This window comes from Okeania sp. SIO2F4, from assembly GCF_010672385.1.
In the GTDB taxonomy this organism is placed as follows: Bacteria; Cyanobacteriota; Cyanobacteriia; order Cyanobacteriales; family Microcoleaceae; genus Trichodesmium.
Genome location: NZ_JAAHGT010000240.1, coordinates 1 through 11,322, shown reverse-complemented (window position 1 = coordinate 11,322; position 11,322 = coordinate 1). Strand labels below are relative to the sequence as shown.

The following is an 11,322-nucleotide window of genomic DNA, read 5'->3' as shown; positions in this document are numbered from 1 at the left end:
TACCTCCAGAAAATAAACTCTGATTATAAGGTGCTACACAAATATTAGCAGCTCCCATATATAGGGATGCTTCTTGTTGGCTAAGTCTGCCATGAAATTTCACTGCTGCTCCAGATTCATGAGCAATTTTTTCTAGCTCTTTTTGTTTCTTTCCATCACCAATTATATGCATGAAAACATTTGGTGGTTTGACATGACCTAATGCTTCAATAATTGGACCTAGTTCTTGAATAAAACGATTTAAAGAACCCACATAAGTTAAAATTAAATCTTCTTTACTAATACCTAATTTTTCTCGACAATACTGGCGATCGCGTGGAAAGAAAATTTCTGGATTTATACCATTAGGAATCGGATATATTTTTGTTTTAGAGTTAGCCAAACTATTCTCTATCAAAAAAGACTTCATTTGTTCAGTTTCGACAATAATCCCATTTGATTTATGAATCCATTTCTGCCTTAAGTGGGGTAATATTTGCTTAAATATAATAGGTGAAACTTGTTTTACAGGATTTTTTTTCCAATCAAATTTAACCTGTCTAGTTGTATAAAATTCTGCTTCTACCAGAAATATTGTCGGCACATCATAGCGCCTAAAAGCATTTGCCAGCGACCCAACTAATGCCCATTGTCTTTCAATAATTAAATCAAAATTTTGAGCATTATCTTTGGCATATTTGTCTAAGGTTTTCATATATCTCATAGCCCCAAACAAACCTACAGGAGTAAAATTTGTATTAATATCTTTCCGTTCTTTTTCTGATAACTTTTCTTGGTCTAAAATTGTTGAATATTGGTAAAATTGTGGGGATATTTGTCCTATTTTTCTAAATATAACTGTGATGTCAAAATATGGTTCAAGATAAGGTAATAATGGCTCAGTATTTGCAAACATTAGAGTTGCAGTAGGCAGATAATCTGTGCCTGGTAGAGCTATACAGATTCGAGGCTTTTTCTGATTATATTTCATATTCTTATGAAGTAGCTTGGTATAATCTTAAACTTCAACTTCTCTTTTTTCACAGATATCAACAGATGTAAATATTCATTTTTTACTGAGATATTTTAGAGATTTAATATCAAAAGAGGTAGTATCGGTATAATTAAATAGTTAATTAGGAATCAGAACTCAGAACTCAGAACTCAGGAAAGAAGAGAACTTAAAAATATTTAGGTTCTGGGTGAAGGTGAAACATTTTTTTATACCGAATTAAGCAGATTTTATCTAATATCAAAGGAGGTAGTATCGGCATAAAAAAAGTAGAGAAACCGGGTTGATTAAATATCTCACTATACTAACTTCTACTCCTATAAACCTGGTTTCTTATAACACTCGGAAGTAAGCATATTTGATATGATTTCCCCTTTTCCAAAAGAAATTATAGAGTTTATCAAGTTTGTGAAGTACAGTTGTTTTTCTTATTTTCTATTTCTTGCTTTCCAAATTACTACTCCCTAAAACCAATTAATTTTGTACCTCACCAGTATAGGAATTGCTCTTAAAAATGGAGTATTTAGAAGGATAGTAAAAACATTCCCTATCCATCAATTTCCACTAAATCATTTTTCACTTCTTCTATATTTTTATCAGTTTTATCCCGTTTAGAAATAACCTTGGCAGGTACACCAACTGCTACAGAATAAGGAGGAATATCTTTGGTCACCACTGCTCCTGCTCCAATCACACTACCTTTACCAATTTTTACTCCATCTACTACCCTAACACCACTACCCAACCAACAATCTTCTTCAATCACAATACCCTTAAAACTACTTTTTTGTTCCCTAATATTAACTAGGGGATCTGCAAAGGTATGATTATTAGCATAGATACCTGAATGTGATGCAATCAAGCAATTTTTACCTATTTTAATACTACCACCAGAAAGACAGGTATAAGGACCAAGATAACTATGGTCTCCAATCTCAATTTCTTGATAATTAGCTTTAATATCTACTCCCTTATCAAGAGTAACTTTATCCCCAATATCAATGCTACTATTTTTATTCAGACGTCTAATCCGAACTCCTCGGTGTAAGCTAATAAACTTTCCAATTCTGATACGTTCAACACCTACAAATTCCACACCAGTTGGGATGGAAGCTGAAGCACCTAATTCTGCAAAAATAATACGATATATCAGGCTACGTAGTAATCTGCCGATTAAAAATGGTATCCATTCTAGTAAGGGAAAAACTATAGCTTCTACATAACTGATTAACTTTGAAACTACAGCTTTTAGCAAATATTTTTTTTGTAACTTTTGTTTTTCAGGAGACATACTAATTCAGATTTAATCAATATTAACAAATATATAGCGCTACGCGCTAGGGAATAGGGAATAGGGAATAGGGAATAGTTAAAAGGTTTCAGGGTTTAGAAATGTCCTAACCTTAATGCGTAGTGCTATAGCAATATTATTTAAGTTATAATATATTACTTTTAGGCAATAGGGAAAAGGGAACAGGGAACAGAAAAGAAGAAAAAAAATGCATCTATTATCATAAAATAACTGCTATATTCTCTACTTTTAAGGAATAGTTAAATTCTCATATCTGAGTTTCTGATTACTATAAAATTCAGATTATACTAGGAGAAAATTATGATGAATCCATCTAAATAATTCACCTATTCTCCAACCAATGTGAAAGGTCGCAATTAATCAAACTCTGTAGCTTCAAAATATCTTCTTTGTAAATTGAAATTAAATAGTTTCTTGCTTCTACAGGAAAATCTACCTTAGGCTTCTCAAGATTTTTATTTCTGATATTCTTCCCAGCATTAATAATTTTTTCTGGCAAGAATTTCTTCATTAATTTTTTAAATTGACTTTGATTAGTCAGAAGATTATGTAACACTCTATTTTTAGGCATCAAAGATTGATTATGTCTAACCGAAGTATTTACTAAAAAACTATCATCTACTTCCAAAAATTGGAAAATATTCTGCATCACTTTACTTGAATTGTCAGCTAAATCTTTGTAAAGATAGATTCTAATCTGGCTAGGCTTAAATAGTTGAAAATAAGGTTCTAACTGGGAATAATAAAAGCCAAGACGAACATAATGTCTACTTCCATACCAGATATTTTTTACCTCGATTTCTTCTTCCTTAATTGCATCAAAAAAATTAGATAGTGTTTCTTTTCCTCTAGCTCTAGAATAGACGAAGTGGGAAAAAGCCCTATCAACTGGATTTCTGAGGATTGCAATTATTTTTATATCACTCCTATATTCATATATACGTTGAGGAGTTCTAGAATTATAAAGATAAAGAGGCGATGCTTCACCTATTGCCTTTTCATCTTTAACCTTTTCAAATTGTGAATGATAAGCTTGAATATCATCAATAGAAAGTTTTCTTAAAAACTCATAACGTTCCTTTCCGCCTTGATCTGCTTCTCCATCACTATGACAATATTCTCCTACAAAACCAAAAAAATTAGGCTCTCTTTTCGGACAAATAAAAATCTCAGGATGTTGCTTTAAATAGTTAGTTAATGAAGTAGTTCCTGCTTTTGCTGCCCCAATCAACAAAAAATTAGGTTTGTGTAGCATTAATGCACTCTATTAGGTATTAGTTGACAACTATTACAATAGTTTATCAAATTATATACAAGACCGAAAAGCCGATCCAAAATCAACTAATACTATAAAACCTGGAGGCAGAACTTTCTTCAATAACTTACTCTCAAAAAAAGTCTGCCTTTATTATTGCTACTTGGTTAAACTGGGAACTAACCTTTCCACCAAAGGTTTACCATCCATATATTCTGGAATTGGCACACCCATCAAATTTAAAATAGTTGCAGGCAAATCCACTCCATGACCCTCTGGCAAACTAGAACCAGCCTTGATACCAGGACCAACCACACTCAAAAATCCCCTTCCCCGATGACTGCCAGTTCGACGATAAGGTACTGGGCCAATTCTGCCAAATTTCGGATGATCCACCACATCCGCTGGTTGTTCTGCCCAAATAACAACTAAATCCGCATCAGGTAACTTGGGATTGCGATCGCCCACATCCTCCCGAGTCCGCACCACTTTCTTCACAAGAAACTCTCCAGTCCGCGGATTCTTCAATTGATGCAATTCCTGAGTCAACTGCTCACACAAAGCATCATATTCATCTACCGAAACAATTCCAGAAGGTTCTCTTCCTTCCAAATTAATCCGAATATACCCCTCAGAAAAACTAGGAATAGCAAAAGCCTTCATTTTCGGCCAAAATGGACTGTACCACATTGTCGGTTGCCAGAATATAGGATGTCCCTGCTTTCGTAATTCTTCTGGAGAAATTAAATCTTCTTTTGGCGCTCCAAAAATTCGGTCTAAATATTGATGAAACTTAGTAGGAAGTTGACTGCGGAGAAATGCTTTTACAGGATTGGGGTCATACTTACGCTGCCAAATTTCCCCCGTCCAAGTTTTGCGCTTAGGAAAAAGTACCATTGGTGGCACAGGAGTCCCAACTTTTCCAGGAGCAATCATTACCTTACCAGGGAAATTAAAACGGTAGAGAAACTCCGGCAACAAACACATACTAGAGACATCAGTAGTATTATTGCCACTACCATGAGCTGCAAACACAACTACATAAGTATCATCTGGAACATCTGCCAAAATTTTCCCAATCGCTCCATCTACTTCTTCAAAAATTTCCAACATTGGGTCACTAGCAGCAATATTTCCCCGCTTGTAGGGATATAATGGATGGTCTGGTTGACTCAAATACCAAAAATCGTGACCTGCTGAATGAGTCTCGCCGAAAATAGTTAAAAACAAATCCCATCTTTCCTGCTGCAACCAGTCTCTACAGATGGCAACCCGTTTTTCAATGCCAGCTTTTAGGGTGTTTCGCAAACGAGTCAGATAAGCTTCATCCCACCAATCTCCATGATCTCGATGTAGAGCTGGATGTTTGCCGTAGCTATTATTAATGTTCCTAAGTAGAGATTTTGGCAAAGAATGACTGGGAGTTTGAGGAGAGTGAGCACCCCAAGCTAAAATTTGTGGACCGTTAGCTGTTTCTGATAGTGCAGACTGAGGCATATCAAATACAGCTACCCGATAGTCATTTCCCAAAGCGTAAAAGGGCTGATATTCTGCAAAGTCGTAAGCTTGAACATCCTCAGCGTTGTAGGTACCTTCATAAAATTTAAAAGGAGCCCAATATCCTGTTTTTTCGGGCAAACAACCTGTTAAAAATGTTGTCCAGGGGGTTTCAGCTTTGTAGTAATTCATGTTAGTTAAACGACCATAAGCTCCCTGTTGTTTAAAGCGTTGCAGATTTTTTAGATATCCCTGAGACATCCATTTTTCTATCAATACTGGATCGCCAGCATCTAAGCCAATTGCAATTACTTTGTTTTTCATAATATATATTTAATTACCTATTCAAAAACTGTAATTTTTTTTTGAAATTTTAAGAAGATAAGAAGAAATTGTTTGGAGATTAGGCGATAATTTTCTAGCTTCTTCCATGATATTGGAATTTAAAGAAGTATCAAATTATTTTAGAGAGGTAATAAATATACCTTCTTGCTTTAATTGATGAACAATTTATTGGTCGTAACTAGATATATAAGGAAGGTTTCTTGAATATTTAAAAATTTCAGCTTTATAGTTTAAATCATAACTTATGCCAGCAAGTTTATTCTTGATTTTTAGTAGCATATTCTTAATTTATTCTCAAACTTTCCCATTGAATTTTATCAAATGAAATCGTTAGATACTAATTAGGAGTTTTTTTGACCTTTGTACTGACATATATTTACTGCAAAAACATCTTATTTGCTCTCATTTTCAAGTAAAAAAAAGGACTCATAAAACTACTTATGAAAAATTCCAATTCACAAGCAGCTATCAAATCAGTTTTCACTTGTCCGCGGTACTCAATCAAATGTTTGATAACTCGGCGGAGACTACCTAATAATATTTTAGACATAACGATAGGTTGATACCAAGTTTTTATATTCCTCATTCGCAGTTGACAAATACATAAACCACAACCTCTGATCAGAGGAATTAAGTAATCTTTTTCCAACCTTCGTTTTGGTATTTGATGATAGGCTTCCATGGTAGGGTTATACCAAATTTCCCAACCAGCTTTGTGTATATATAATAATGTCTCAAAATCCTCTCCAGCTAATGTAGAACCATTAACTCTACCTATTAACACCAAGCGATTAGGAACATTTTCACACCAAGCCTGTTTCCGAACAACTAAAGCAGCTCCTGGTGGCATAATTAATTTTTCTGGATTATACAAATGAGGCTTTGAACCCCTTTCTCTAATTGCCAGAAATACCTTAATTCTCTCAAAATTTTTAGGAGGTTCTACTTCAAAATCACCATGAATTTGACCACCATAAGCTCCCGCTTTGGGATGTTCTTGAGCAAATTTATATGCCATAGATACCCAGTCAGGGGCTGCAAAAACATCATCATCTATGAAACCGATTAATTCTCCTTTTGCTTCTTCTACAGCCCTCTGTCTAGCAAAAGCTAATCCTTGTTCAGCTTCAAAACAATATCTTAAATCATAAGCTTCCGACCAATTTTTTTGGTAATCTTGAACTACTGCTGCTGTATTATCTTTACTGTTATTATCAATAACAATAATTTCCCAATAAAAATGTTCAGTATTAATTTGCTCTCGCAATTTATCCAGAACTTTTGGCAAACGTTTTTCCCCATTATAAGTAGGGATAGCCACCGTAAACTGCACCTGTTTCATAGAGACTTTTGATATAAAAAGTTATTAAAGTTATTGTCGATTGTAACTTGTCTTGTATTTATAGCAATTGAAGTGAAGTATAGATTAGGATGTGAAGCAAAAACCATAACTTTAGATAGCCACACTTTTTATTGTGTTCATTTCTAATTGATTCCATCCTAACCTTTACTTTACTTGCCATAACCACCGATTTATCTCAGAAAAATTAGGTCATTGCTGGTTGTAGATTCCAAGAATTAACTGTATTTAAGTTGGAATTCTCCATGTTTATTTTCTTTCGAGCAAATAAAGGTTGAGGATAATCTATGGCATATCCTTGAGCATAATCCACTCCTAGAGTTTTAATATTTTCCATTATCTTGCTGTTTTCAACAGTTTCTGCAATAGTCTTCATTCCTAATGCATAACCTAGATTATGGATTTGTTCTATTTCTCTAATATTTTTCTGATTATTACTAAGTCCCTTGACTAATTTACCATCAATTTTCAGATAATCTATAGGTAATTGTTTGAGATAATCAGGCATTAATTTCGCACGACCAACATGGTCTAAGGTAAACTGACAACCAATTTCTTTGAAAACACTAATTAGCTTTGCCACTTGCTTCATGTTAGCAATAGCAATACTTTCACTGATTCCTAAACTAATTGTTTCTGGCGAAATTTCATAGATATCAAACTGCTGAGACAAGAAATATATGAATGTTTCATCATTGATACTAGCTGCACTGAGATTAATTTCATATACACAATTACTATTGCTTTTAGCAGTCTGAGAAAGTCGAGTAAATAATTGGCGAATCACCCATCTGTCAATAGTTCGCATCAAATTGTAACGTTCAGCAGTTGGTATAAACTTTCCAGGTAATATAATTTGCCCTTTTTTATTCTTCATTCGCAGCAAAATTTCTGAATGTTTTGTGTTTAAATTTTGCTTGCTAATGGGAAATATACTTTGAGTATAAAGGCAAAAATTTTGTTCTTCAAAAGTTGTGGCAATAGTCTCTAACCAATCTTCACTGTTAGCAAGTGGTAGGTAACTTCTTGCTTTAGCTTGAGACTTTAGTTGTTTGACCCATAGGAAGAAGGGGCTTTTGATCGTATTCCACAAAAATTCTGTCTGGCAGGCTGTGACAGTATCTGTTTGAATTGACTTACCCTTTTTCATCAGGTGAAGTACCAATCGCCGAATGTCGTTAGCCATGTATGCTGGCAAAGCCAAAGGTTTTTGCCAACTTTTAAGAGTCATCATTCTCAAATGATTTCGGCTCAAAGCTGAACAGCGAAGTAGGCTTAGTAAGTAATCTCTTTGCAGTCGGGAATTAGGAATTCTATGATAAACCACCATTGCTGGGTTATACCAAATTTGCCAGCCTGCTTGTTGAATATGTATTAAAACTTCTAAATCTTCACAGGCTAATCCTGCCTTTTTGCCAGTATGGTTCAAGAACAAAGTTTTTGGCACATTTTCTTCCCACGCTTGTTTACGAACTACTACTCCAGCACCAGGAGGTAACATTTTCTTTCTAGGCTCATATAAATGTGGCTTACTACCTCGTTCTATAATTGCTAAAAAACAAGCTATCTCTTTAAATCTTTCTGGAAGTTCTGATTCTGAATTTTGCTCAAAAAAGTATCCATGAATCTGACTGCCAAAAGCGCCAACTTGAGGATTATTTTTCCCAAAAGTATAAGCTTGAGCTACCCATTCAGGAGCTGGTAAATTATCATCATCTAGAAAACCAATAAATTCTCCTCTGGCTTTTTCGACTGCTCTTTGTCTGGCAAATGCAGCTCCTTGCTTTGGAGCAAAAGCATATCTCAATGGAATGAATTTGGGCCACTTAGCTTGATAAGCTGCTACTACTTCAGCAGTGCTATCTGTGCTGTTATTATCAACTACGATTACTTCCCATGAGAAGTTCTCGGTATTTATTTGTAATTTTAATCTGTCTAATACTTCTGGTAGACGGTCTTCCCCATTATAAGTAGGGATAGCAACTGTGAAATCAACCCCTTTCATATTTAATTTTGCACCTCAACTAAAGTTTTTTGATCTTCCTACCTAGTATTTGTACTTACAAAATAACTAAGTAATTTGTGAATTATTTATCTTTCGCCTAAGTTATTGGCGTTCATAGCAATTTTTTCAAAAAATAAGACTAACTAACTCTAAAACTCATAAAACAAGCCACAATACAGCAACCGAAGCAAAGTTAAAGACAGAATCAATCAGGAGTAAACAGAAGAAAAATGTGAGTAATCTATAGTGATGATTATTCAATAATGTTCCAATCTATACTTCAGTTACGATAACTAGTCCATAACTGTACGAGTGTTTGTCAGATTTTTTATTTGTCTTATATCCGATAATATACTCCCCTATTTCCTGTTTTTTATGAAGAATCGGTAAAGATTTCCCAGAAATTTATGAATTTTCTATGAAGAGACTTAATATTTAATTTTTGTTACATACCTGAGTGTCTTTGTTCTTCAGGTTAATCATTTTATTAAAAGTTGTTAGCCACAAAGCTTGACTTTTTTTTTTTTTTAAGGTATATCCTATTAATAGGATTAATATTTTCTTTAGAATTACAAAAACATTTCGTCATATTTGCAATAAAAGTAAATAAAATAACATCAAGCCAAGATTACGGAGAGACGCATATAGTGCTATGTGCAAGTTAGAAGTCGGATAGGGGAACCGTCGGATTGGTGAGATACACAAGTAATTCTGGATTAAGTTAGGATTTATAGAACCCATTTGGTCTCTTTGTCAGCGACCCACGTTTTTTACTAGGAGTCAGGAGTCACGAGTCAGAAGATGGAGGGAAGGTATAAGGGAAAAAGGTTGAAAATACTCCCCACCTACCCATCTCTTTTTCAATAGATCTCAAATGGGTTCTATAAATTTCCGCGCCCTATTTACGTAGTATTTGATGGATAGACTTTTACCTAAGATTTGTGTCTAAAGTCCTATTCTTAAAAAGCACTCAGCACTCAGCACCTCAGCACCTCAGCATTAGGACTTTTTTTACCTTGAGTCGGGGATTTCAACCCCGACTCAACCTTCCGGTTTATAGAAACCGGGGATTTAACCCAAGGTCAAAAAGCTGTTAACGCAGTTCCTCCGCAGGAGGCTAGCTGAAATGCTGATAGCTGATAGCTAGTTAAAGTAGAGAATATCATTTCACTTATCAGTTATCAGTTATCAGTACCTCCTACTGAAGTAGGAGGCTTGAAATATCTATGGCGAATATTTTTTATCCCCTTAAGGGGAGGCTATTGACCTGATTTTTTGGTCATTTCAGTTATCAGTTATCAGTATGCAATTAACCTCCTTTGATATCAGTGCTATAAATGCGCACGCTGCCGACGATCCTTGCTGAATCACTGTGAGCTAATTCGTGGATTAACCCACTTCCACTGGCGATCTCAAAATTCGTAGTGTGTGCAATTAACCTCCTTTGATATCAACCCATCTGTCTTTTAACTTCCCTGGCGGGAAGTCCCGCGCTCTCCTTAAAGGGAGCGACGCAATTGGAAAGCCTGGGCAAAGATTCGGATACCTTCATAAGCGGTTCATATGCCCAAGACACAAGCTAGGTACATTTTGTTATTATCAATGTCAACACAGGGGGAGGACATCACCTGGTGTCTAAACAGCGGTCAGGGTTTCCCAGACTGAAGAATCCCGCATTTTCCCGTAAGGGAAACGTCGGGAGTATGTCAAGAAAATGAAACAGTCCTACCTTGAAAAGAGGCTTAAGACCTTATTTCTTGGTCAAAAAATTTGGATTTTTTAAGGCTTGACAACATATATAAATAGTTGGCAGGAGACTTATACCAAATCTCAAAAAGTTTGCTATATATCCTTGTCATGGGGAGATGGCAATTAAATATAGCATTATTATTGAGAAATAGTATTACACTCTCCTAATTAAGAGAGCTTTGGGATCAAGTTATATTAAGTCCGGTAAGAGTGACGAGATTTCCATGTTATTATCGCCAGAGTAAATCCAAAAAGTTCAGTTATCGAGAATGAAACGGATATTTGTGGGAGTGCTGACTGTAGCTACACTCCTATCTATAGCATCACCTGCAAGGTCAAATCGACTTAACGACCTTTACTACAGTTGCTACGAAGGCGGAAATAGTAACAGTTGTGGGAGGTTAGGCATCCTCTGCGGACAGGGAAATTCGCGAGCTTGTAACTTAGTTAATACTGCTAGTAGGGCGGGTATTACTCAAATTAATTATTACTGCCGATAGCGAAATAATCACCGAGCCTGTAATTTTTTGGGACAGGTTAATCAAATGGGTGGTCCTGGAAAATTAGGTCGTTTGTGTAGTCAGGGCGATCGCCGAGCTTGCAATAGTCTGGGTATTATCGTATGAACTACCCCGCCGTGTAGACGGACGGGGTTTCTAAGTCCCCGTCAACACGCGTCCGCACTTTGAGATTTTGATCGCTTCACTTGCCCCAGTTGCTTCATCGAGCCAGTATGTTTACGGGTCGAATCAGTAGAGCTTGAGCATCGACGATTAACGAGGCCAGTTCCTAACCCCGGTTGCCGATC

At 35.6% G+C, this 11,322-nt stretch carries 7 protein-coding genes; 1 reads left to right on the top strand and 6 read right to left on the bottom strand.

Going from position 1 to position 11,322, the window contains the following annotated elements; translation table 11 throughout:
* The 6 genes from F6K22_RS16600 to hpsE (F6K22_RS42170) form a co-directional block, all read right to left on the bottom strand.
* The coding region (locus F6K22_RS16600; protein WP_293099880.1) for a glycosyltransferase family 4 protein at positions 1-970 on the bottom strand (970 nt) is incomplete at its 3' end.
* 568 nt (positions 971-1,538) lie between these two features.
* A complete protein-coding gene (locus F6K22_RS16595; protein ID WP_293099878.1) occupies positions 1,539-2,282 on the bottom strand; it encodes an acyltransferase in 744 nt (247 codons plus the stop codon).
* A gap of 343 nt (positions 2,283-2,625) precedes the next feature.
* A complete protein-coding gene (locus tag F6K22_RS16590; RefSeq protein WP_293099875.1) occupies positions 2,626-3,558 on the bottom strand; it encodes a sulfotransferase domain-containing protein in 933 nt (310 codons plus the stop codon).
* Between the two features lie 159 nt (positions 3,559-3,717).
* Positions 3,718-5,379, bottom strand: a complete 1,662-nt coding sequence (locus F6K22_RS16585; protein WP_293099873.1) for an alkaline phosphatase family protein — start codon at positions 5,377-5,379, stop codon at positions 3,718-3,720.
* Between the two features lie 397 nt (positions 5,380-5,776).
* A complete protein-coding gene (gene hpsE / locus F6K22_RS16580; RefSeq protein WP_293099870.1) occupies positions 5,777-6,742 on the bottom strand; it encodes a hormogonium polysaccharide biosynthesis glycosyltransferase HpsE in 966 nt (321 codons plus the stop codon).
* A gap of 205 nt (positions 6,743-6,947) precedes the next feature.
* Positions 6,948-8,765: a hormogonium polysaccharide biosynthesis glycosyltransferase HpsE gene (gene hpsE / locus F6K22_RS42170; RefSeq protein WP_363273712.1), complete on the bottom strand. Its 1,818-nt coding sequence runs from the start codon at positions 8,763-8,765 to the stop codon at positions 6,948-6,950.
* Between the two features lie 2,018 nt (positions 8,766-10,783).
* Between hpsE (F6K22_RS42170) and F6K22_RS16565 the strand changes: the two genes are divergently transcribed.
* Positions 10,784-11,014 (top strand): hypothetical protein, encoded by a 231-nt coding sequence (locus F6K22_RS16565; RefSeq protein WP_293099867.1) that lies wholly within the window; start codon positions 10,784-10,786, stop codon positions 11,012-11,014.
* Positions 11,015-11,322: the final 308 nt, after the last annotated feature.